Here is a 22,477-nt window from a genome sequence, read left to right on the forward strand (position 1 = left end):
GTCATCGCGGGCAAGCCCGCTCCCACAGGTATTGTGGTGTTCCATCAAGCTCGGGCTGTACGCCAGGCATCAATCAACTCGACGAAGGTACCCTGCACCTGGCGGATCAACGCTTCGTCATCAATTTCCCCGGCCAGCCATGCGCGGCTCGGCTCCTGGAAAATCGTCCGGCCAACGGCAAAACCGCGGCAGGTCCGGCTCTGGCTGGCCTGTTGAAAGCCTTCGGCCAACGCTGATGCAGGGGCATTCAGGCCCAGCAGCACCACGCCACGGCAGTACGGGTCGCGCGCTTGGATCAGTTCGTCCAGTTGCTTCCACTCATCAAAGCTTTGCGCTTCGATCTTCCACCACGCCGGGTAGATGCCCAGGTTGTAGAGGCGCTTGAGTGCGCGATACAGCACGTCCGGGTGCGTGGAGGGGTGATCCTTGGGTGGGATGATTTCCAGCAGCAGTTCGTGACCGCTGACTTGCGATGCTTGGTACAAACCCTTGATCTGCGCTTCCTGTTCCAGGCGCAGCATGGGCTCATCGTCCGGGTGGAATTGCACCAAGCATTTGATGATTTGCTCCTGCGGCCAGGCGATCAGGTTGCTGCCGATCGAGCGCCCGTGTTCGAAAGCCAGTGGACGGGAGCCTTGCACTTCGACCGGCCGTGCCACCCACCAGCCACGCCCGGTGGCGGCGTTCAGCGAGTCCTGGCCGAAACGCTGGTCCGCCAGCAGCCCGACATCGGCCTCGATGCCCTGCTCGCCCAAATCGCTTTCGACCCGTTCCACGGCCTTGATGAACAGTTGCTTGAGCTCACCGATAGCGCCAAGGTCGCGTCCGCCCTTCTGGGCCAGCTCCACCAGTTGCCCACGATGGTCGAAGGCAAAGATGAACAGTTGCTTCCACTGTTTGCGCGGCACGCTGACCTGATGCAGGCGTTGCAGGGTGACATCCTGATCCGGTCGGGTAATCGGCACCGGACTGTTGAACAGATAATCGAGTTCGGCACGGGTCGGCATGGCCGGGGCGCAGGCATGGCGCGAGACCACCAGTCCGCCGCAGGCATTGGCCAACTGGCAGCAACGCTCGTCGCTGGCGCCCTCCAGCCAACCGCTGAGGAAGCCCGACATGAAGGCGTCACCCGCCCCCAGCACATTCAATACCTCTACACGAACGCCGGGATAAATCGCGCCGTCTTCGAGACGCTCCGGGATCGCACCATGAATCACCGTGCAGCCTTGCGGGCCGAGCTTGACCACCAGGGTCGCGTCGCTCAAGCGCCGGACATTGCGCAGCGCGGTGAGCAAATCGCCGGAACCGCCGGCAATCAGAAACTCTTCTTCAGTGCCAACGATCAGATCGAATCGCGGGAGGATCTTCTGCACGTGCTGGCTGACATTCTGGTCGGCGATAAAGCGGGTTTCGCCGTCCGCCTTGCCGGTCAGGCCCCAGAGCACCGGGCGATAGTCGATGTCCAACACCCGTTTGACGTTGTGTTTTTCGGCGTAGTCCAGCGCCTGGATGCTCGCCTTGTAGACGCCCTCGGTCGAGAAGTGCGTGCCGGTGATCAGTAAGGCTTTGCTGGAGGCGATAAAGGCTTCGCTGATGTCTTCGGCCCGCAGCGCCATGTCGGCGCAGTTCTCACGATAGAACACCAACGGAAAGGTTTCGCGGTCCTTCAGGCCGAGCAACACCATCGCGGTCAGGCGCTCCGGATCGACCTTGATGCCGCTGACATCACAGCCTTCGCGGGCCAGGGACTCGACCAGGAAACGCCCCATGTGGTCATCCCCTACCCGGCTCAGCATGGCCGACTTCACCCCCAGACGGGCCGTGCCGAAGGCAATGTTGGCGGATGAGCCACCGAGGTACTTGGCGAAGCTGCTCACATCCTCCAACCGGGCCCCGACTTGCTGAGCATAGAGGTCGACGCCAAGGCGACCCAGGCAAATCAGATCCAATTGACGTCCACTGGCAAAACGAGTCTGGCCCATGCTGGCTCCTGTTGTTTTTATCAGCCTGCGTTCAGGGCGATGGCCGCGCCGAACACTCTTGGTGGACGCAGACTAAAACGACCGGGAGCGAAGAATCAATAATTTTTCCAATTATTTTTTACGTGGAATATTTTTTCCAATAAACTTTGGTACAGGCGTTCCAGACGTCGTGCATCGTTTCAGCACGCCTCGCGCGGGTGCAAGCTCAAGATTTTGTCCGGGCCGACCCTGTAGACTGCGCACAGCCAACTTATTGTCTGGGGCGAGATGAAAAATCGTCGCTATAAGAACAAGCCAAGTACAAGCCAGAAGGATTCCCTATGTCCCGCACCGATCAGCCGGCAACGACCGAGAGCACGTCCGAGAGTGATCTTGCCAGCCCCCCGATCAATGCCGAGCGTTTGCTGCAGCTGATCACCCAGGAATACGAAAGCCTGCCGCGCCAGCTCAAACGCATCGCCAGTTACATGAGCCAGCAAAGCGACCGGATCATGGTCGACCGTATCAGCGACATCGCCCGCGAGTGCGACGTGCACCCGTCGGCCATCGTGCGGTTTTCCCAACGTTTCGGCTTCAGCGGCTTCAGCGAAATGCAGGCGCTGTTCCGCGAGGCGTATACCCACAAAACCACGCCCGTGCAGAACTACCAGCAACGCATTCGCAGCATGATCGCCAACAAGTCGCAGAAAGCCAGCGGCGGCGACCTGGCGCGCGAGTGCATCAACGCGACCCTGTCGGGCATCGAACGGCTGGGGCTGGAACTTGATGACCAGGCCTTCGAAAAGGCGGTGGACCTGGTGGTCAATGCGGACAACATCTACGTGGTCGGTGTGCGCCGTTCGTTCGCGGTGGCTGATTACCTGGTCTACAACCTGCAACACACCAACAAACGCATTCACCTGGTGTCGGGGCTCGGCGGCAGCTACCGCGAACAGATGCGCAGCGTGCGCGCCAATGACCTGGTGATCGCCATCAGCTTCACGCCGTACGGCAAGGAAACCCAGCACTGCCTGCGCATTGCCCAGCACCACCAGGCGAAAACCCTGATCATCACCGACAGTAACCTCTCGCCCCTCGCCAAGCGCGCCAATACGGTGCTGCTGGTCAATGAAGGCAGCTCGTTCGCCTTCCGTTCATTGAGCGCGACGCTGTGCCTGTGCCAGGCATTGTTTATCGCCGTGGCCTATCGACTGGAGTTGAAGGTCGATGAGATTCACGAGCAGGCAGGATTCGAGGACTGACCGGGAAACAGTCCGGGCATACAGCAGGGAATATTTATTCCATAAATTGATTCGTGGGAATATTTATTCTATAAGTTGGATCTCTGAAAACAAGAATCCAAAGGATCCTGTCATGCGCGAACTCGGAATCGGACTTATCGGCACGGGCTTCATGGGCCGTGCCCATGCCCTGGCCTTTCGTAGCGTCAGTTCGGCCTTCGAACTGCCCTTCACGCTTCGCCTCGCCGCCCTGGCCGACGCCGATCCCGCTCGTGCCCAAGCCTGCGCAAGGGCGTGGGGATTTGAGCAGGCTCACAGCGACTGGCAGCCGTTGATCGAAGACCCCAAGGTCAACCTGATCGCCATCACCACCCCCAACCACTTGCACTACCCCATGGCCATGGCCGCCATTGCCGCCGGCAAATCGGTCTACTGCGAAAAACCACTGGCGGTGAACCTTGAACAGGCCAATGCCATGCACCTCGCGGCCAAGGATGCCGGCGTAGTCACCCGTGTCGGCTACAACTACCAACACAATCCGATCATCGGCCTGGCGCGCGAGTTGATTCTGAGTGGCAGCCTCGGCGAGATCATCAGCTTTCAAGGCGAGTTCAGCGAGGACTTCATGGCCGACCCAGCGTCCCCTTGGTCCTGGCGCTGTGAGGCCGAACATGCCGGCGGAGCGCTGGCGGATCTTGGCAGCCACTTGCTCGCCATGGCGCGCTACCTGCTGGGTCCTGTGGAAGCTGTGTGCGCCGACACCCAGACCGTGCACCGCCAGCGCCCGGTCACGGCCGGTAGCCAGGAACAACGCAACATTGTCGTCGACGATCAGGCCCATGCCCTGTTGCGCTTTGCCAGCGGCGCGCGCGGCACCTTCAGCAGCAGTTGGCTCAAGCACGGCTACAAGAATCATCTGAGCTTCGAGATCAGCGGCACTCAGGGCACTCTTTCGTTCGATCAGGAACGCTTGAATGAGTTACGCCTGTGCCGCGTCGACCAGGCCGGTTTCCAGCGCTTGCTGGCCGGACCGAACCTGCCCGGTTACGCCGCCTTCAGCCCCGCGCCGGGGCATCAACTGGGTTACAACGAGTTGAAGACGCTGGAAGTACATGAACTGATCATGGCCCTGGCCGGACACGGACACGCCGGTACCGACTTCGAGCAAGCCTTTGAAGTGGAGCGTCTGGCCACCGCAATTCGCCTCGCGGCGCGGGAACAGCGCTGGGTCAACATCAGCGAGATTTGATCGCTGAGAAGGCTGCACCGCAAGGTGCAGCCTTTACCCTTCAATCAATACCTTGACTGTGCCATTGACCCCTGACAGCTGTTCCACACTTCACGTATCAACGTCTTCAACAGCAACGCCTCCTCCCAACGATCCGTGATATCACGCCCGTCAGCCCCCGTGATCGAATAGGGTGGCGGGCCGAGTTCGCACGTGAACGACAGGCTGGTGGATGCGACCGGGCGGGCCAGCCAATCCTCGATCCCGTAGCGCCACCAACCCAGGAAGCGGTCCAGCCAGGGCCGATGCTGGGCAAAGCTCAAAGGCACCTGGACCTGCTCGCCATTGGATACCCGACCGTGGAAACCCCAACTGTGGCGCAGGATCGTGTGAATCTGTTCGTCGACTTCGGAAGTGGCCGACTCAGGCAATTCGCGACCGACAACATAGTGGGACAAGTCGGCCAGCAACTTGAGATCGGGCATCTGCGCGATGAGGTCGAGGGTAAACATCAAGTCATTGGTGAGGCGATAACGGTGGGTTTCCAGCAGGATCGGAAAGTCCACCTGCTCGGCCAGACGCTGCCAGCCTTCGATCAGCTCGATGGCTTGCGTCAGCGAACGCGGCCGGACGTCGGCCTGCAGCGTGAGGTGGTGGCAGCCATACCGGGAGACGACATCAAGCGCGGCCGCCAGGTCATCCACGGTCCGGGGAAACAATTGACCTTCGATGTGCAGGCCTTGCGCCTCGGCAGCGGCGCTCAAGCGTGCAGCCTGTGGCGCGTTCCAGAAATGGTCAGTGATCCCGTCGAAACCGGCGGCGGCGATTTTCTCCAGTTGAGCTTCCAGGGAAAGATCGCATTGACCGCGGTGATCTTGCATGGCCCACAAAGACTGAAACACCAGGAATTCGCGCATATCAGTTCCTCAGCAATTGTTTGAGCGGGACATCGGCATCGACTAAAGCGCTCACCGAAAGAGATTGGCGGTGGGCGATCAGGCGTTCGCACACCTTGATGTCCCTGGCGACGCTGTTGCCCAGGCCCCAGCCGCAAGCCCCCAGCAAACGGTGTTCGGCGTCGAGGTAGAACAGCAGAAAACCGCCCCCCGGGATTGTCCGGCTCACCGTCGGTTCACTGTTGGCGATGACGCCAACGGTTTGCAGACTCCAGTCGTACTGATCGGACCAAAAGCCGGGAATGACCTCGAAGGGCTGCTCGCCCCCCAGCAGGTTCAACGCGGCGTGATGCCCCTGGGTTTCAGCGTTACGCCAGGTTTCCTGACGCTGGAACGCCCCTTGCGGGTGCAGGCGAAACTCACAGACGTCGCCGGCGGCAAAGATGTCCGGCGCACTGGTGCGTAGTTGCGAATCAACGCGAATACCCTGACCCACCTCCAACCCGGCGGCCATGGCCAACTCGGTGTTGGGTTGCATGCCGATGCCTACCACGATCAGATCGCAAGGTAACGACTGGCCGTCGACCAGTTGCACCGCCTCGGCGCGAGTGGCGCCGTGTACCGTTGCGATGGCCACGTTCAATCGGACATCCACGCCCTGACGGCGATGCAATTCCAGCAGGACACTGGACAATCGCTGCGGCAGAACGCGACCCGCCAGGCGTGGCCCGGCTTCGAGCAAGGTCACCGTGCAACCCAAGGCGCGAGCCGTTGCGGCGACTTCGAGGCCGATAAAACCACCGCCGATAATCACCAATCGAGCGGCTGGTCGCAGTGAGTCGCGCAGTGTGATCGCTTCATCATGGGTTCGCAGATACAGGACGTTGGACAGGTGCTCGGGTACCGAGGGCAACAGCCGTGCCCTGCCCCCGGTCGCGAGCAGCAGGCGGGCGTAATGCAGCCAACGGCCGTCGGCCAACTGCAAGCGATGTTGCGGCGGATCGAGACATTTCACCGGGTTGCCAGCCAAGTGTTCAATGTCCAGTTCAGCGAGTCGAGCGCTATCGCACAAACTGCAACCGGCCAGTTCGACCGTGCCCTGTAATAACCCTTTGGACAGCGGTGGGCGTTCGTACGGCGGATGGGATTCGTCGCCGATCAGGACCAGGCGGCCTCTATATCCTTCGGCCCGCAGCGACAGGGCTGCACGGCCACCGGCATGCCCGGCGCCGACGATAACCAATGGAGCATTGGCAGAGTTCATGGCACAGACTCCAGGCAGTTAAACCGAAAGGGCGAGCAGGACGCGCCCTGCCTCGACCCGGACTGGATAGGTCTTGAGGTTGACGCACACCGGCGCGCCCAGGGCTTTGCCGGAGCGGTAGTCGAAGCGTCCGTTGTGCTTGGGGCATTCGATGACATGCTCCATCACCAAGCCATCGGCAAGGTGGATGGACTCGTGGGTGCACAGGCCCGCAGTGGCGAAGAACTCGTCGTCTGCGGAGCGGTAAACGGCATAAGTGTGCGGGCCATGGTCGAAACGAATGACATCTTCTTCATTTATTTCGCCCACGGCACAGACATCGATCCATTGCTCGGTCATGGCGTTTTCTCTTGTAGGAAGTACAGGCAGGAAGGTGTCAGGCCGGCGTGACTTCAGGCTCTACCGGCGCATTGCTGGCTGGCGTTGCGCGTTGCGGCAACGGACGATGGACGATGGACGAAATGGGTCGGGTCTTTGCGCTGTTTCCAGATGGTCGAGAGGACTTCCCGTAATGCCTCGAAAAGTCCGCTGTAAGGCGGCGGGCAGTCGTGGCGAATATCTTCGTGAAGTTGCGCCAGCGCGTGAAATGGCACCATCGGGTACATGTGATGCTCGAGGTGATAGTTCATGTCGAGATACAGAAAACGCAGCACCGGGTTCATGTAAATGGTCCGGCAGTTGGCACGATGATCGAGCACATCCTCGGCCAGGCCCACATGCTGTGTCAGACCGAACAGGTAGGACAGCCAGCCGCCGTACAACGTCGGCAAACCGATCAACATCAACGGCAACCAGCTCTGCAGATACAGCGCCGCCGCCAGCGTCAGCCCATAAATCACCAACCAGATACGCGCCGCGGCAAAGACCTTGGGCCATTCGGATTCGGGGATGAAGGTCTGCTCTTCTTCAGCCATTCGACCACTCGCATGCCGGCACACCGACCACAGGGTCTTGATCGCATACGGCATCCTGAACAGGCTCAACACCATCATGATCAGGCTCGGCGGGCGCGGTTCGACGATCTCAGGGTCGCGCCCGACGATGATGGTGTCGGTGTGGTGCCGGGCGTGACTCCAGCGCCAGACATGGGGTTCGAACATGAACATGAAGCTCGACAGCTGGTAGACCGCATCGTTCATCCAGCGGGTTTTGAATGCCGTTCCGTGACCGGTTTCGTGCCAACGGGCATTGGACGCAGTGCCATAAAGCAACCCATAGGCGAGGAAGAATGGAACGCAGGCCCAGGAGCCCCAGAACCAGTACCCGCCAAACCCGGTCACGACCATCGCCAACAGCCAGATCGCGGTATCGCGCAAGGCCGGGCCATCGCGACGCTGCATCAGTTCCTTCATGCGTTTACGGGAAATGGGTGATTGATACCAATCGGCCGAGACCAGGCCTTTTTGCGTTGCCTTGGCGGCTTCGGGACCTGTCAATCGATAGTCCCGGCGCGCGGGCTTACCGGTGTTTTCAAATGCTGCGTGCTGTTCAGGCATTTTATTGTTCTCCGCAAGCTTGAGGGTTTAAGGCACTTGCTTCGATGCGGGATCGCATCGCTGGAGAAAAGATAGAGAGCACGATGATCGCCCTCAATCCCTTGAATACATTCACTATCAAGCTATCATCCAGACCCATTGAAGCTTGATAGTTTTCTATCAAGGCGCCCGGGGCTCACCATGAACAAAACCAAACGCCCAACCATCGCCACTGTCGCCGAGCAGGCTGGCTTGAGTGTCGCCACCGTGGACCGCGTACTCAATGCCAGGGCCCCGGTGAACCCAACAACCGCCGAGCAGGTGTTCCAAGCCGCCGAGGCAGTGGGTTACTTCGCGGCCCGGCTGATCGGCCAGCGGATCAGAGAACGGCGCCCCAGCTACCGCTTCGGCATTCTGTTGCTCGGTACCGCCCAAGCGTTCTATGCCAACGTTGCCGCCGCCATCACCGAAGTGGCGCAGCGTCAGACCGGCGCCAATCTCAGTTGCCAATTCGAGTACGTTTTCGATCGCTCACCCGGCGCCATCATTGCCCAGATCGAACAACTGGCGGTGCAGTGCGATGGACTGGCGGTGGTCAGCTTCGCTCACCCGTTGATCAATGCCGCCATCGCGCAGATCAGGGCCGCAGGCGTGCCCGTGATCGCGCTGCTGTCCGACATCCACGAAGCGGCAAATGAGCCCTACGTCGGTCAGGATAATCATGAAGTCGGACGCACCATGGGATGGCTGCTGGCTCACACCTGCGGCACCCAAAAAGGCAGCGTCGGGGTGCTGCTGGGCGGCCACCGTTTTCTCGGTCACCAGTCGCGGGTGGAGGGGCTGCACAGTTACCTGACGGAACATGCACCGGGGTTAAAGCTACTCGAAGCGGTGATCAACCTGGATAACTGTGACGTCACCGAAGAGGCCACTCTGGAGCTCCTGTCGCGACATGACGATCTGCGAGGGCTGTGCGTGGTCGGCGGTGGCGGCGACGGTATCATCAGTGCCCTGTCGCAACTCCCCAAGCAACCCTCGCTGTGCAGCATCCTTATGGAATCGACCGAACTGTCGCGCCAAGCCCTGGCCCAGGGAATGATCAGCCTGGTCATCGACTCCCAGCCGCGGCTGCTGGCGGCAGCGCTGGTCGACTTGCTGATCGAACTGCAAACCACACCGGACTTCGATCCTGCCCGGCATCGAATTCACATTCCGCTGCAGATCGTGACTTCAGAAAATGCTCGTGGCTGAGACTGTGGCGAAGGCTGTTCACTTCAATCCGATCTGATGTTGCCCGGCGAATTGTTTTTTGAACCAGTCTGAGAGCATGGCCTTCTCGGAGTAGAGCCTGTCACTTCTGCTGGCACGGCCCGGACGCTGTAGGTAGAACTGATCCATGACCCTGGCGTCGGCTTCGCTCACGATCTGACCGTTTTGTTTGAGCACGTAATGTAGATCGATGCGCGGCCAGGTGATGTCGCGCATAAAGCGCACCTCATAGGCGTTGGGCCTCCAGGGTTCGTAGCGACCGGCCAGGTCGATGTTGCGTATTTCAATTTGCAGCTGCTGGTCGGGTGGCAGGTACCGCTCGCCAAGTTTCTGGAGGTAGTTGCGTAACTCTTTCATGACATAAGGATCGGCCCCCCGTTCGTAGCCAGGGCTGTCCAGGCTGGCATCGCTGAATTTTTCGGGGTTCTTGAAGACGACCTCGACCGAGGCCCCTGCGATGGCAAGTGGCACTATCAACAGCGCCAACAGTGTGATCAAGGTACGAGCGGTTATTCGGCGCATGGCTTCACCTTCAGGTGCAGCGCTTCTCAATGCATGCTGCAGCGTATTCATTTTACGCCTAGGCACATGTTCGGGCTCTAACAGGAGCTATCGCGGAACTTACAAACACCAGAAAGTTTTGCACGGGCTTTACGCGGGTTTTGCGCACGTCCAGTCCTGAAACAGGTGTAAACCTTATTCAGGACGAGACACCCAGTGTGTAACCCAGTTCTTCTGAGACTTATCCGGCTGGATGCATGAGCCCAACTGCATTGGAGGAAGCTGATCTGGAGGAAGCGGGCTGACTTTATGAGCGACTGTCCGGCAACCTTTGAATTTGCCATCCTCTACTATCGCGATGAAATACGCCTCGTAATCCACACCAGGTTCAGGAATGAACGTCAGTGCAGGAGGCATGCAAAGCACGCCGCCAATATTCTTTATGTCCACGACAAAAGGCTTGCCTGCGAGCGCTACCAATTCCGAATATTTTTCATTCGGAGCGGTTCCGTCCGCAAGTCGCCAGGAACCGGGCATCCCAATGCTGAGCTTGGTGTAATGCTGTACGCCCTGCAAACGTGCGCTTGGACCAGGTCTATTCAGCGGTTTCACTGGCAATTCATTACTCAATTCTTCGCAAGAATACCCAGTGCTATAACTCGCTTCCAATGATGGAAATCCTGTGTAAATGCGAACTCTCGACATCGTTGCAGGATCGTAATTCACCTCTAGAAATTTGACTTCCTGAGGTGCTGGAACGGGAGTATGGGAGCTGCACGCTTGCAACAACAGTGCGGCACACAAGAGGGCTTTGTTCACCTGTCGTCCTTGGATGGAACTTAAAGAACAAATGATAGCGTCATGCCATCAACCACTACAATGAGGCCAATCAGCCCCGGCGGCTGCCAGGACTTGATTCAAAGCATGCAGGTCCGTGTATGGGCGGACCTTCAGGGGTGTTACCTTTTTCGTGTCAGTCGTCTTGATCTATCTGATCAAGAAAATCAACGTCATCATCTTCTTCGTCAACAATTGCCTGAGCGTCTTCTTCGACCCATGACTCGTCATCATGGAATTCATGATCGAGTAGGTGGTCGTGCTCGGGCTCTGGAATATCTCGTTCTTCGCTCATGACTTACCGAAACAAAAGTTGATATAGAGACACCGGTTCCGGCTGCTTTGCCGGTTGGCTATTACTTCTCAAGGGCTAACGGTCATCCTGGCTGACCTCAGCCCCTTGTTTGGCCAGTTTGGCACCGTTATCGCGAGAGTGAGCGATCAACGTAGCTTCAGCGGATCAACCAAGTCCGCCGCGATAGCCATGCCCACCAAGTCCGGCAGCGTGTTGGCCTGCATGCGTTTCATGACGCGCGAGCGATACAGATCAACGGTTTTTGCACTCACGCCCAGTTGCTCCGCGATTTCGCGGGTGGTGTAGCCCTGCACCAGTGGTAACAGGATATCGCGCTCCCGCGGGGTCAGGGTCAGCAAGCGCGCCTGCAAGACTTCGTGGCCCTGATTACCCGAACGGTTGGCCGCACAGCTGCTGAGCGCCTGTTGCACGCTGTCCAGCAACAGCTGTTCGTTATAGGGCTTCTCGATAAAATCATGGGCTCCGGCCTTGAACGCGCGCACTACGATTGGCACGTCCGCATGGCCGCTGACGAAGATGATCGGCAGGTTCAGTTGGCGTACGCGCATTTCTTCCTGCACGTTCAAACCGCCCAAGCCGGGCATGCGAACGTCCAGCAGCACGCAGGCATCGAGACTTGCATCGCAGGCATCGAGGAATTCAACGCCACTGGTAAACGGCAAGGCCTTGAGGCCGACCGACTCCAATAACCAGACCGTCGATTCGAGCATGCCCTGGTCGTCATCGACCACGTATACAACGTGCTCCGTTACACCTGCCATTACCTGATTCCTATTGTTGTTGTTTTGTTGGGCCGGCAAGCGGCAAGCGGCAACACATCAGCAGCCCGACCGGTTGGCGCCGAGCATTCAATTCGCCACCGAAACCTTCGATGATGCTGCGGCTCATGGACAGACCGAGCCCCAGGCCATCGGCCTTGCTGGTGTAAAACGGGGTAAATATCTGTTCCAGTTCCGGCTCGCTGACACCCGGCCCCTGGTCTCGCACATGGATTTCCACGCAAGTGCCACTGCCATGCTCCGCGGTCATCACGATCAGGGAAGGCTGCCCGGGATGTTGTTCACGGTTGGCGTCGATGGCATTGCGTAACAGATTGAGCAGCACCTGTTCCAGCAATACGCGGTCGGCATAAACGGGCGGCAGATTATCCGGCAGACGATCCTCGATTGTCACTTGGCAATTACTCGCCTCCCACGCACACAAACGCACGGCTTCGCGGGCGACGTCGGTCAGATTCAGCGCCTGCATGCGGCGCTGTCCCTTGCGTAAAAACGAGCGTAACCGCCGGATCACTTCGGAGGCATGGGTGGCGTGATGGGTAATGCGTTCCAGACCTTGGGTCACTCTCGCGGCGGCCTGGGTATTGGAGCCCAGCGTCTGTAAATAACGCAGGCTGGCATTCGCATAATTGACCACGGCAGCCAGCGGCTGGTTGATTTCGTGGGCGATCCCCGAGGCCAGCTCACCGAGCGTGACCAACCGCGCGGTGTGTGCCAGCTCGTCCTGATGTCGACGCTGTTGCACTTCCCGCAGCTCGCGCTCGGTCATATCGCGCGCGACCAACGAGTAATAACGCTCGCCGCTGGCGGAGCCGTGCGCCAGGAGTACCAGCGACACCGGCACAGAGGTGCCACCGCCCGGCGGTTGCAACCGCGCATCGGTACTCCAGACACCGTCGCGCTCGGCGCTTTTCCAGCCATCGCGTTGCAAACGCGCAAGGTCGCCGCTTGCAAACAACGCGGCCAGAGCCGGCATTGGTTGTTGCTCATCAATCCCAAGGATGCGTCGCGCGGCCGGATTGAGGTAAGTGACCTGGCCCTCGGGGGCGATGAACAACACCGGATCGATGTTGGCCTCGACCACTTCGGCCAGGCGTCGCTTGTTCTCCTCGGCCTGCACTCGGGCCGTGATGTCTCGGGATACGCTGACGACTTCGACCACCGCCCCGGTGTAGGTTTCCCGGATCGCCCGACTGGCCGTTTCGAACCACAGATAATGGCCATCGCGGTGGCGGATGCGATAAGTCATGGTGTGATAGCCGTCTTGCTCCAGCGCATCGCGCGCACGTTGCACGAGACCGGCCAGATCCTGGCCATGGAACAGGCCCTGGGCCATTTGCCCACGCAACTCTTCGGGCCAGTAACCGAGCAAAGTCCAGGATGCCGGTGACGCATCGATAACGCGTCCATCCGGCGTGTGACGGGAAATCAGGTCGGTGGTGTTTTCGATGATCAGCCGGTACAACCGCCGTGCGGTGGCCGCTTCACGTTCCGCCAGCACTTGAGCCGTGGCGTCGCGGCAACGGGCAAGTACTCGGTTGTCCTGGGGGTCGGGAATAAACGTCCAGATCAGGATCTGCGCTTCGAACTGAGCCTCGACGCCTTCGATGGCGCGTTGCTGGTCCAGGCAGGCACGAACCAGTACCCGATGATTGACCGGTAAAAAACCCAACACATCGTTCAGTGGTTTCTCGGCGAGCAGCGCCAACAGCGCCGCGTTAAACTCCAGCGGTCGCCCTTGTGCATCGAGCAACAGACTCGGTTGTGGATCGTGACCCAGCATCGGCGAGCCACGCAGCATGCCGTTGACGCTGCTCAGCAGTGTCGTCAGCAAATCCTGCACCCAGCCCAGCCAATCAAGACTCACCCCCTCGCACACTTCCACCAGCAACAACCCCGGCTGCCCCGGCTGCAAGGCCAGATCAAACACCTGGCCATGGCTGATCGCGGCGCGACGCAACCGCCCGGATAGCCAGCAATCGAGTTGGCGGACTTGAGCCAGGTCCAGGCGCCCTGCCTCGACCAGATGCTCGAAAAGCAACTGGTCGCTGGCCAGCGCCGGGTCGCCAAGTCCTGGAGGAAAATGCTGGGCGGCACCCTCATGGCTGTAGATCCGCGCATTGGGCTGCCAACTCAGGTAAACCGCCCGTTGCACTTCCGGGCAGTCCTGCAGTGCCCGACACAACGCATCGGCCCGGGCGGCCAGAGACACCCCCTCACGCTGCAGGCGAAGCCAACTGTGCAATCGAACAGGTGTCAGGGTCATTGCGGGTCCACTTTGTCAGGGAAACCAAGCATATACCAGCCGTGGAAGGCTGACGGCATTGATTCGGCAATAGTTGAATTAGATATAGTATATATACCATACGCCATAGGTTGTACTTCCATACCACGAGCAGAATGTTATATAACGTTATCCGGACTTTGAAGGTGACCTCGTCGAGGTCAACCATAGAGCTAACAATCAGCCATCGAGTACCCGTACATGTCTATCTATGACCAAGGCCTAGGCCCTTCGGCTGTCAACCACATTGCCTTGTCCCCACTCAGCTTCATCGAGCGCACTGCCAGCACTTATCCGAACCATCTCGCCGTTATCCACGGTTCCATTCGCCGCACCTGGGCGCAGACCTACACCCGTTGCCGACGTCTGGCCTCGGCGCTGGCCGGTCGCGGTATCGGCAAGGGCGACACAGTGGCGGTAATGCTGCCCAACATTCCCGAAATGCTTGAAGTGCATTTCGGTGTTCCAATGATCGGCGCCGTGCTCAACCCGCTCAACGTTCGACTGGATGCCGAGGCGATCGCGTTCATGCTGCAGCATGGCGAGGCCAAGGTATTGATTACGGATCGCGAATTCCATGGTGTGATCCACGCGGCGCTTGGCATGCTGGATCACCCGCCTCTGGTGATCGACGTCAATGACCCGGAGTACGGTGAAGGTCAGGCTGCAAGCGACCTGGACTACGAAGCATTGTTGGCCGAAGGCGACCCGGCATTCGACTGGCAATGGCCGGTCGACGAGTGGCAAGCCATTTCGCTGAATTACACTTCAGGCACCACCGGCAACCCAAAAGGCGTGGTTTACCACCATCGCGGCGCTTACCTGAGCGCATTGGGTAATCAGATGACCTGGGCCATTGGCAACCATCCCGTCTATCTTTGGACCCTGCCGATGTTCCATTGCAATGGCTGGTGCTACCCATGGACCATCACCGCCCTGGCCGGTGTGCACGTATTCCTGCGTCGGGTCGATCCGCAGAAAATCCTCACGATGATCCGCGAGCATCAGGTCACTCACCTGTGCGGTGCGCCGATCGTGCTCAATGCACTGGTGAACATGCCGGAATCGGCGAAAGCGGCCATCGATCACCCGGTCAATGCCCTGGTCGCGGGCGCTGCGCCACCGGCCAAAGTGATCGGTGCCGTCGAAGAGATGGGCATCAAGGTCACTCACGTGTTTGGCCTGACCGAAACCTATGGCCCTGTAACGGTTTGCGCCTGGCACGCCGAATGGGATGAGTTTCCTCTGGAGGAACGGGCACAAATCAAGTCCCGACAGGGCGTGCGCTACCCAACGCTCGAAGGCGTGATGGTCGGTGATCCCACAACATTGGAGCCAACCCCACGTGACGGCCAGACCATCGGTGAGATCTTCTTGCGCGGCAACACCGTCATGAAAGGCTACCTGAAGAATCCGACCGCCACTGCCGAAGCGTTCGAAGGCGGCTGGTTCCACTCCGGTGACCTGGCCGTATGGCATCCCGACGGTTACGTCGAAATCAAGGACCGGCTCAAGGACATCATCATCTCGGGCGGCGAGAACATTTCCACCATCGAACTCGAAGGCGTGCTCTATCGCCATCCGGGTGTGATGGAAGCCGCCGTTGTCGCCCGTCCGGATGAGAAATGGGGCGAAACGCCCTGCGCCTTCGTAACCTTGAAGGCTGATCATCTGGACGTTCGCGAGGCTGACATCATCAGTTTCTGTCGTGAGCATCTGGCCGGGTTCAAAGTACCGCGCACGGTGATCTTCACCCTCTTGCCAAAGACATCCACAGGCAAGATCCAGAAGTATGTACTGCGCGACCGGGCCAAGGCGCTCTAACCCCATCTGACATTGCATCCATCAAGCGGCAGGTGTTTTCACCTGCTGCTTTGGGTTCGTGCAGGCCGAATTCGGCAATGCCCTGCCCATACACACCGATAACAAAAACAATGTGGAGCTATTGATGACCGACATCCATTCAACCGATACCCAACGTTGCGAACGCATACGGCGCAATCCGAAATTCAGTCAACTGGTGAGTAGCCGCTCACGCCTGGCCTGGTCGTTGAGTGCCATCGTATTGGGCGCTTATTACCTGTTCATGCTGGTGGTGGCTTTTGCCCCGCATTGGCTGCATGCACCGCTCGGCGAACATCGCATGATGACTTTGGGCATGCCGGTCGGTGCGGCAATGATCGTGTTTTCCTGGTTACTGACCGGTTGGTATGTCTACAGCGCCAATACGCGCTTTGACGCATTGGGCGCCGCCATTATCGAGGAGAGCAAGTGATGACTCTGTTGCGCAAACTGATCCTCGCCGCTACCGGTCTACTGCCGGCCTCCATTGCACTCGCCGCGCCGACGATGGGCGCGGTGGAAAAGCAACCACTGAACCTGAATGCGATCAGCATGTTCTTTGTGTTCGTCCTCGGCACACTGGCTATCACCTGGTGGGCCGCGCGGCAAACCAGATCCACCTCGGACTTCTACACGGCGGGCGGTGGTATCACCGGGTTTCAGAATGGTCTGGCGATTGCCGGCGATTACATGTCCGCAGCCACCCTGCTGGGGCTTTCCAGCCTGGTATTCGCCAAGGGTTACGATGGCTTCATTTATACCATCGGCTTCTTCGTGGGCTGGCCCATCATTACCTTCCTGATGGCCGAGCGCCTGCGCAACCTCGGACGCTTTACCTTCGCGGACATCGTTTCCTATCGCCTGGACCAGAACAAGGTGCGGATCTTCGCAGCCTTCGGCTCGCTGACGGTGGTGTGTTGCTATCTGATCGTGCAGATGGTCGGTGCCGGCCAACTGATCAAATTGCTGTTCGGCCTCGACTACCCCGTTGCGGTGATGATCGTTGGCGTGCTGATGCTGATTTACGTGATCTTCGGCGGAATGATCGCCACAACCTGGGTCCAGATCATCAAGGCTGTGCTACTGCTCGTCGGCGGCACGACCCTCGCGGTCATGGCCATGTCGCAGTTCGGTTTCAGCTATGAAACCCTGGCCGAAAAAGCTGTAAGTGTTCACGCCAGCGGCTGGAACATCATGGGCCCGGGCTCAATGCTCGCCAACCCGATAAACACTGTGTCGATGTCCCTGGGCCTGGTGTTCGGGATTGCCGGACTGCCGCATATCCTGATGCGCTTCTTCACCGTGCCCAGTGCCAAGGAAGCCCGCAAGTCGGTGTTTTACGCTACCGGTTTCATCGGTTTCTTCTTCCTCGTGGTCTGCACCCTGGGTTTTGTCGCAATGGTGATCATTGGCACCGACCCGCAGTACTACGTCAATGGCGAAGTCGGCGGTGCCTTGATCGGCGGCGGCAACATGGTTGCCATGCACCTGGCCAAAGCGGTTGGTGGCAATCTGTTCTTTGGTTTCCTTGCCGCTGTAGCGTTCGCAACCATCCTTGCGGTGGTGTCCGGCCTGGCGCTGGCCGGTGCTTCGGCGATTTCCCATGACCTCTACGCCACCGTGTACAAGAAAGGAACGGCGAACGAGAAGCAGGAAATGCGCGTGACCCGCATGGCCACTGTGGGCCTGGGCGTTATCGCAATTGTGCTGGGCATTCTGTTCGAGAAGATGAACGTCGCCATTCTGGTGGGCCTGACGTTCGGCATCGCTGCTTCGACCAACTTCCCGGTGCTGATCATGGCCATGTACTGGAAAGGTCTGACGACCAAAGGCGCGATCCTGGGCGGTTTTGCTGGCCTGATCTGCGCACTGGCACTGGTCATCCTGTCGCCACCTGTCTGGGTGACTGTACTCGGGCATGCGCAAGCAATCTTCCCGTACGAGCATCCGGCACTGTTCTCCATGCCGCTGGCCTTCCTGGTGATCGTCGTGGTGTCCAGGCTCGACCGCAGTGCCCGTGCCGACAAGGAGCGTAATGCCTACGCCGACCAGTTCGTTCGAGCTCAGACCGGCCTCGGCGCTGCCAGCGCTTCGAATCATTGACTGAAGGGGCACGGCCCGCGTGTGTGGCGCCGTGCCCTTGCCACAACCGTCCCAACGAGGTTTACCTTATGCCCGAATTCAAAGCCCCGCTGCGCGACATGCGCTTTGTGCTGCACGAAGTGTTCGATGCCCCGGCCATGTGGGCGCGCCTGCCAGCCCTGGCCGACAGCATTGATACCGACACGGCGGACGCCATTCTCGAGGAGGCGGCGAAAGTCACCTCGCACCTGATTGCCCCCCTCAATCGCAGCGGCGACGAAGAAGGCGCGCAGTGGCATGAGGGTCGAGTCTCCACCCCCATCGGGTTCAAACAGGCTTACGCAACCTACATCGAAGGCGGTTGGGTGGGACTGTCCGGCAACACCAGGTTCGGTGGCATGGGCATGCCAAAAATGCTCGCCGTGCAGTTCGAAGAGATGCTCTATGGCGCCAACTCAAGTTTTGCGCTGTATTCAGCATTGAGTTCCGGTGCCTGCCTGGCGCTGGATGCCCACGCCAGCGACACCCTGAAAAACCTCTATCTGCCACCGATGTATGAAGGCCGCTGGGCCGGCTCCATGTGCCTGACCGAGGCCCATGCCGGCACCGACCTTGGGCTCATCCGCACCCGCGCCGAACCTCAGGCGGATGGCAGCTACAAGATCACCGGCAGCAAGATTTTCATCACAGGGGGCGATCAGGACCTGACCGAGAACATCGTTCATCTGGTGCTGGCCAAACTGCCGAATGCGCCTGCTGGTCCGAAAGGCATTTCGCTGTTTGTCGTACCTAAAGTACTGGTCAATGCCAACGGTTCCCTGGGCGCTGCCAACGCCGTGAGTTGCGGTTCGATCGAGCACAAGATGGGCATCAAGGCTTCGGCCACCTGCGTGATGAACTTCGACGGCGCCAGTGGTTGGCTGGTCGGAGAGGAGAACAAAGGCTTGGCGGCGATGTTCACCATGATGAATTACGAACGCCTGTCCATCGGTATTCAGGGCATCGGCTGCGCCGAGGCGTCCTACCAAAGTGCCGTTGCCTACGCTCGCGAACGCATTCAAAGCCGGGCACCCACCGGTCCCGTGGTCCCGAACAAACCGGCCGACCCGATCATTGTTCACCCGGATGTGCGGCGCATGCTGCTTGGCATGAAAGCCATGACAGAGGGCGGTCGTGCGTTCGCCAGTTATGTCGGGCAACAACTGGACCTAGCGAAGTTTTCAGACGATGCCAGCGAGCGCGATAACGCGCAGGTCCTGGTTGCGCTGCTGACGCCAGTCGCCAAGGCGTTTTTTACCGACACCGGTCTGGAAAGCTGCATCAACGGCCAGCAGGTTTTCGGCGGCCATGGCTACATCCGCGAATGGGGCCAGGAACAATTGGTCCGCGATGTGCGCATTGCACAGATCTACGAAGGCACCAATGGCATCCAGGCTTTGGACCTGCTCGGACGCAAAGTGCTGGCCGATAAAGGCGTAGCGCTTCGCCAGTTCACCCGCGAGATTCGCCGCTTCGCGACTCAACCCGATGCACCCTATGCCACACAGCTGCTCGATGCCGTGCAGCGCCTGGAGGACATCAGCGACTGGCTACAGGACAAGGCGGCAACCAACCGCAATGAAGTCGGTGCTGCCTCGGTGGAGTATTTGCACCTGTTCGGTTACGTCGCCTACGCCTGGCTGTGGGCGCGCATGGCTCAGGTTGCCCGGCAAAAACGCAGCGAAGACGAAGATTTCTACGACGGGAAAATCGCCACCGCCGACTTCTACATCCACCGCTTGCTGCCACGCATTTTTAGCCTGGAACAAACCATTCGGGCCGGCAGCGCCTCGCTGTATGGCCTGCGCGCAGAACAGTTCTGACGATTAAGCCGACGCCGCGTCAAACAACTCCTCTCTTTCGACGTTGGCGTTTTTTTATCCGATAACCCTCGCCCCACTGGCGAGGGTTGCTTCACACCTGTACTGCCCCATGGAGATTCGCGCCTCAGTCGCCCGGCGGCAGCCCCATGATTCCAAAAATAAAAACAAAGGAGCTTTAACATGGACCGCAACACCCGCACTCTCGCCACCCGAATCCTGCTCACGGGTGGGGTCATCAGCCTTTCAGCCCCGGCTACTGCTGACTTCATCAAGGACAGCAAGGCCAGCCTTGAACTGCGCAATTTCTACTTTAACCGTGACTTTCGCCAAACCAATGCCGCGCAATCCATGCAAGAGGAATGGGCACAGGGTTTCCTGCTGCGCTATGAGTCGGGATACACCGAAGGTTTGATTGGCGTGGGTTTCGATGCCCTTGGCCTGGAGGGCATCAAGCTTGATTCCAGCCCCGATCGCGCGGGTTCCGGCCTGCTCAAACGCCATGGCAACCCCCGTGATGGTTCCCAGGACGAATATGGCGAACTGGGCCTTACCGCTAAACTGCGCGCCTCCAAAAGTGCGCTGAAACTCGGCACGCTGATGCCTAAACTGCCAACAATATTGGCCAACGATTCACGGCTGCTGCCACAAACGTTCGAGGGAGGTCAGCTGACGTCTTTGGAAATTGAAGGCATGACGGTGGATGCCGGGCGACTGACACAGGTCAACCAGCGCGACTCCTCGGATTACGAGGACATGGGCATCACCCGAACTGGCGCCAAAGGCATCACCACGCAAAATGCCACCAGCGACAAGTTCGATTTCGCCAGCCTGAATTACAAATGGACCGGCAATCTCGCTACAGCCTACAGCTATGGGCATCTCGACAACTTCTATAGCCAACACCTGGTCAACCTGACCTACGTGTTGCCAGTCGCCACGGGCCAGTCGCTGAAGACTGATCTGCGCTTCGCCCGTTCTACGGACGATGGCGGCAGCAATGTGGACAACAATGCGTTCGGTGCGATGTTCACCTATAACCTCGGCGGACATGCGTTGGGCCTTGGCTATCAAAGCATGAGTGGTGACACCGGTTATGCATACGTAAACGGCGCCGACGCGTTCCTGGTGAACTTCGTGCAGATCGGCGACTTCGCCAGCAAGGACGAAAAGTCCTGGCAGGCTCGCTATGACTACAACTTCGCGGCCATCGGTGTGCCTGGCCTGACCTTCATGACCCGCTACATCAACGGCGACAACATTGATCTGGGCAGCAACCGTCCTGAGGGCAAGGAATGGGAGCGCGATACCGACATCGGCTACGTTGTGCAAAGCGGCCCACTGAAAAACGTCGGAGTGAAATGGCGTAACGCGACAGTGCGCTCAACCAACTTTGGCAGCGACCTGGATGAAAACCGTTTGATCGTCAGCTACACCTTGGCGATCTGGTAGGAGTACACATTGTTTATAGCTAAAGGCTACCTTGAGTAGCTTTTAGCTTTTCTCCCCCCGGCCTACAGTTCGGGCGCTGGGACTGTCAGCAGGCCAATGGCGCTTGGGTGATGAACCAAACCGTAAACGGGCAAGCAAGCATATGGATTTTCAACAGGCTGCACGCGATGCAGAAGGCGATCCCCTTCTGGCATGACCATGAAGCATGTTTACCCCCGTGTTTACCCCTAAGCCACAAATGAAAAAGCCCAACCTGTGAAGGTTGGGCTAAGTCATTGAAAAATATGGTCGGGACGGAGTGATTCGAACACTCGACCCCTAGCACCCCATCTCCTTTTTCATACTTCTTGAAAGCTTCCAAAAGTTTACTCTGGATTTCTCAAAGCTAGTATTTACTTGAGCTCCAGCAGTGTTCTGCTCCACGCGAGTCCAGTCACGTCCATCAAGAGCCGGCGGTTTTGTGGGGGGAAAAGTAGGGGGAGTCCGTTTCATGGCCAAAATCACCATCAAAGAACTCGAGTCGCTGACCGCTGAAGATGCCGGCCGAATTCTCCGCGAAGATGGCAATCTCGCCGGCCGAATTTTCCTACGTAAGGACGGCGTGTCGGTCAGCTTTTTCTATCGTTATCGCTAGGGCGAGCAGAACAAAGAGTACGCCTGCGGCACCTGGCCGCGCAAATCCCTGACCGACATCCGCAAGGCGCGTAACCAGGCCCGCGCGCTCATCGATGAGCAGATCAATCCCAATGAACACAAGAAAACCGCCAAGGCACAGGCCTATACCGCGGCCAACGTCGAGGCCGAACAAGTAAAAACGTCGAAGGTGCAAACACTGACCGACTATGCCGAAGAGAAGAAGTGCGCCTGGAACCTGTTGGGCGATCAGCTCAGCGCTGTATTGTCATCAGATTACGAACACCCACCGGCCGAATCGACGATGTCTTTCCCGCCTATGCCGCGAATACTTCTTTAGCGCCCACTTAAGTCGGTGTATTTGTGTTGAGCCTTCTTCGCCGAGCACGTTCTTCAGCGCGATTTCGGCTTCATGACCGGCAGAAATCGGCCGATTCTGTTGAAAAAGTAGCTCCCCTGTCTGGCCTGCTGCAAAATCTCTGCATTGGCCGGTGGGGGATCACACAGCATGATGGGACAGTTATCGAGTGGGCAGGAGCGACTGTTTTACTCGTTCAA

Annotated in this window: 17 protein-coding genes and 2 pseudogenes; 9 read left to right on the top strand and 10 right to left on the bottom strand. The window is 58.8% G+C overall.

Going from position 1 to position 22,477, the window contains the following annotated elements; all coding sequences use genetic code 11:
* Positions 1 to 44: 44 nt before the first annotated feature.
* Positions 45 to 1,982, bottom strand: coding sequence for a bifunctional 5-dehydro-2-deoxygluconokinase/5-dehydro-2-deoxyphosphogluconate aldolase (locus ACSFE6_RS20935; protein ID WP_435429368.1), 1,938 nt, complete (start codon positions 1,980 to 1,982; stop codon positions 45 to 47).
* Between the two features lie 320 nt (positions 1,983 to 2,302).
* On the opposite strand from ACSFE6_RS20935, the gene ACSFE6_RS20940 reads away from it, so the two are divergent.
* Positions 2,303 to 3,223 (top strand): MurR/RpiR family transcriptional regulator, encoded by a 921-nt coding sequence (locus tag ACSFE6_RS20940; RefSeq protein WP_435429369.1) that lies wholly within the window; start codon positions 2,303 to 2,305, stop codon positions 3,221 to 3,223.
* Between the two features lie 112 nt (positions 3,224 to 3,335).
* Positions 3,336 to 4,451, top strand: a complete 1,116-nt coding sequence (locus ACSFE6_RS20945; protein ID WP_435429370.1) for a Gfo/Idh/MocA family protein — start codon at positions 3,336 to 3,338, stop codon at positions 4,449 to 4,451.
* Between the two features lie 44 nt (positions 4,452 to 4,495).
* Here the strand turns inward: ACSFE6_RS20945 and ACSFE6_RS20950 are convergent, their stop codons facing one another.
* The 4 genes and pseudogenes from ACSFE6_RS20950 to ACSFE6_RS20965 all read right to left on the bottom strand — a co-directional run bounded on the left by ACSFE6_RS20950 (position 4,496) and on the right by ACSFE6_RS20965 (position 8,086).
* Positions 4,496 to 5,347, bottom strand: a complete 852-nt coding sequence (locus tag ACSFE6_RS20950) for a sugar phosphate isomerase/epimerase family protein (protein WP_435429371.1) — start codon at positions 5,345 to 5,347, stop codon at positions 4,496 to 4,498.
* Position 5,348: 1 nt separating this feature from the next.
* Entirely contained in the window at positions 5,349 to 6,590 is a 1,242-nt protein-coding gene (locus tag ACSFE6_RS20955; protein ID WP_435429372.1) for an NAD(P)/FAD-dependent oxidoreductase, read from the bottom strand.
* A gap of 18 nt (positions 6,591 to 6,608) precedes the next feature.
* A complete protein-coding gene (locus ACSFE6_RS20960; protein ID WP_435429373.1) occupies positions 6,609 to 6,929 on the bottom strand; it encodes a MocE family 2Fe-2S type ferredoxin in 321 nt (106 codons plus the stop codon).
* A gap of 37 nt (positions 6,930 to 6,966) precedes the next feature.
* A pseudogene (locus tag ACSFE6_RS20965) lies at positions 6,967 to 8,086 on the bottom strand (fatty acid desaturase family protein).
* Positions 8,087 to 8,266: 180 nt separating this feature from the next.
* Between ACSFE6_RS20965 and ACSFE6_RS20970 the strand changes: the two are divergent.
* Positions 8,267 to 9,316, top strand: coding sequence for a substrate-binding domain-containing protein (locus ACSFE6_RS20970; protein WP_435429374.1), 1,050 nt, complete (start codon positions 8,267 to 8,269; stop codon positions 9,314 to 9,316).
* 18 nt (positions 9,317 to 9,334) lie between these two features.
* Here ACSFE6_RS20970 and ACSFE6_RS20975 read toward each other — a convergent pair whose 3' ends face one another.
* The 5 genes from ACSFE6_RS20975 to ACSFE6_RS20995 all read right to left on the bottom strand — a co-directional run bounded on the left by ACSFE6_RS20975 (position 9,335) and on the right by ACSFE6_RS20995 (position 14,033).
* Positions 9,335 to 9,856, bottom strand: a complete 522-nt coding sequence (locus tag ACSFE6_RS20975) for a DUF3016 domain-containing protein (protein WP_435429383.1) — start codon at positions 9,854 to 9,856, stop codon at positions 9,335 to 9,337.
* 174 nt (positions 9,857 to 10,030) lie between these two features.
* On the bottom strand, positions 10,031 to 10,654 hold the full coding sequence (locus ACSFE6_RS20980; protein WP_435429375.1) for a hypothetical protein: 624 nt from the start codon (positions 10,652 to 10,654) through the stop codon (positions 10,031 to 10,033).
* Positions 10,655 to 10,808: 154 nt separating this feature from the next.
* A complete protein-coding gene (locus ACSFE6_RS20985) occupies positions 10,809 to 10,967 on the bottom strand; it encodes a hypothetical protein (protein ID WP_172435756.1) in 159 nt (52 codons plus the stop codon).
* A gap of 146 nt (positions 10,968 to 11,113) precedes the next feature.
* Positions 11,114 to 11,749 carry a response regulator transcription factor gene (locus ACSFE6_RS20990; RefSeq protein ID WP_435429376.1) on the bottom strand — a complete coding sequence of 212 codons (636 nt, stop codon included), beginning with the start codon at positions 11,747 to 11,749 and terminating at the stop codon, positions 11,114 to 11,116.
* Positions 11,750 to 11,759: 10 nt separating this feature from the next.
* A complete protein-coding gene (locus ACSFE6_RS20995; protein ID WP_435429377.1) occupies positions 11,760 to 14,033 on the bottom strand; it encodes a PAS domain-containing sensor histidine kinase in 2,274 nt (757 codons plus the stop codon).
* A gap of 219 nt (positions 14,034 to 14,252) precedes the next feature.
* Here ACSFE6_RS20995 and ACSFE6_RS21000 point away from each other — a divergent pair, with 219 nt between their 5' ends.
* The 6 genes and pseudogenes from ACSFE6_RS21000 to ACSFE6_RS21025 form a co-directional block, all read left to right on the top strand.
* Complete coding sequence (locus ACSFE6_RS21000; RefSeq protein ID WP_435429378.1) at positions 14,253 to 15,875, top strand: acyl-CoA synthetase; 1,623 nt, start codon at positions 14,253 to 14,255, stop codon at positions 15,873 to 15,875.
* 124 nt (positions 15,876 to 15,999) lie between these two features.
* Positions 16,000 to 16,326 (top strand): DUF485 domain-containing protein, encoded by a 327-nt coding sequence (locus tag ACSFE6_RS21005; protein ID WP_435429379.1) that lies wholly within the window; start codon positions 16,000 to 16,002, stop codon positions 16,324 to 16,326.
* Entirely contained in the window at positions 16,326 to 17,996 is a 1,671-nt protein-coding gene (locus ACSFE6_RS21010; RefSeq protein WP_435429380.1) for a cation acetate symporter, read from the top strand. The genes ACSFE6_RS21005 and ACSFE6_RS21010 overlap by 1 nt, the downstream gene beginning before the upstream one ends.
* Before the next feature lie 68 nt (positions 17,997 to 18,064).
* On the top strand, positions 18,065 to 19,837 hold the full coding sequence (locus tag ACSFE6_RS21015) for an acyl-CoA dehydrogenase C-terminal domain-containing protein (RefSeq protein WP_435429381.1): 1,773 nt from the start codon (positions 18,065 to 18,067) through the stop codon (positions 19,835 to 19,837).
* A 180-nt stretch (positions 19,838 to 20,017) separates the two neighbouring features.
* Positions 20,018 to 21,286, top strand: coding sequence for an OprD family porin (locus ACSFE6_RS21020; protein WP_435429382.1), 1,269 nt, complete (start codon positions 20,018 to 20,020; stop codon positions 21,284 to 21,286).
* Positions 21,287 to 21,776: 490 nt separating this feature from the next.
* Positions 21,777 to 22,166, top strand: a pseudogene (locus ACSFE6_RS21025) (integrase arm-type DNA-binding domain-containing protein); the annotation flags it as partial.
* Positions 22,167 to 22,477 lie beyond the last annotated feature (311 nt).

Origin of the sequence: Pseudomonas baetica (assembly GCF_051216495.1) — a bacterium.
GTDB lineage: Bacteria > Pseudomonadota > Gammaproteobacteria > Pseudomonadales > Pseudomonadaceae > Aquipseudomonas > Aquipseudomonas baetica_B.

Coding starts and splice junctions, on each gene's coding strand:
- ACSFE6_RS20935 (WP_435429368.1), bottom strand. CDS start 1,982: ATGGGCCAGACTCGTTTTGCCAGTGGACGTCAATTGGATCTGATTTGC.
- ACSFE6_RS20940 (WP_435429369.1), top strand. CDS start 2,303: ATGTCCCGCACCGATCAGCCGGCAACGACCGAGAGCACGTCCGAGAGT.
- ACSFE6_RS20945 (WP_435429370.1), top strand. CDS start 3,336: ATGCGCGAACTCGGAATCGGACTTATCGGCACGGGCTTCATGGGCCGT.
- ACSFE6_RS20950 (WP_435429371.1), bottom strand. CDS start 5,347: ATGCGCGAATTCCTGGTGTTTCAGTCTTTGTGGGCCATGCAAGATCAC.
- ACSFE6_RS20955 (WP_435429372.1), bottom strand. CDS start 6,590: ATGAACTCTGCCAATGCTCCATTGGTTATCGTCGGCGCCGGGCATGCC.
- ACSFE6_RS20960 (WP_435429373.1), bottom strand. CDS start 6,929: ATGACCGAGCAATGGATCGATGTCTGTGCCGTGGGCGAAATAAATGAA.
- ACSFE6_RS20970 (WP_435429374.1), top strand. CDS start 8,267: ATGAACAAAACCAAACGCCCAACCATCGCCACTGTCGCCGAGCAGGCT.
- ACSFE6_RS20975 (WP_435429383.1), bottom strand. CDS start 9,856: ATGCGCCGAATAACCGCTCGTACCTTGATCACACTGTTGGCGCTGTTG.
- ACSFE6_RS20985 (WP_172435756.1), bottom strand. CDS start 10,967: ATGAGCGAAGAACGAGATATTCCAGAGCCCGAGCACGACCACCTACTC.
- ACSFE6_RS20990 (WP_435429376.1), bottom strand. CDS start 11,749: ATGGCAGGTGTAACGGAGCACGTTGTATACGTGGTCGATGACGACCAG.
- ACSFE6_RS20995 (WP_435429377.1), bottom strand. CDS start 14,033: ATGACCCTGACACCTGTTCGATTGCACAGTTGGCTTCGCCTGCAGCGT.
- ACSFE6_RS21000 (WP_435429378.1), top strand. CDS start 14,253: ATGTCTATCTATGACCAAGGCCTAGGCCCTTCGGCTGTCAACCACATT.
- ACSFE6_RS21005 (WP_435429379.1), top strand. CDS start 16,000: ATGACCGACATCCATTCAACCGATACCCAACGTTGCGAACGCATACGG.
- ACSFE6_RS21010 (WP_435429380.1), top strand. CDS start 16,326: ATGACTCTGTTGCGCAAACTGATCCTCGCCGCTACCGGTCTACTGCCG.
- ACSFE6_RS21015 (WP_435429381.1), top strand. CDS start 18,065: ATGCCCGAATTCAAAGCCCCGCTGCGCGACATGCGCTTTGTGCTGCAC.
- ACSFE6_RS21020 (WP_435429382.1), top strand. CDS start 20,018: ATGGACCGCAACACCCGCACTCTCGCCACCCGAATCCTGCTCACGGGT.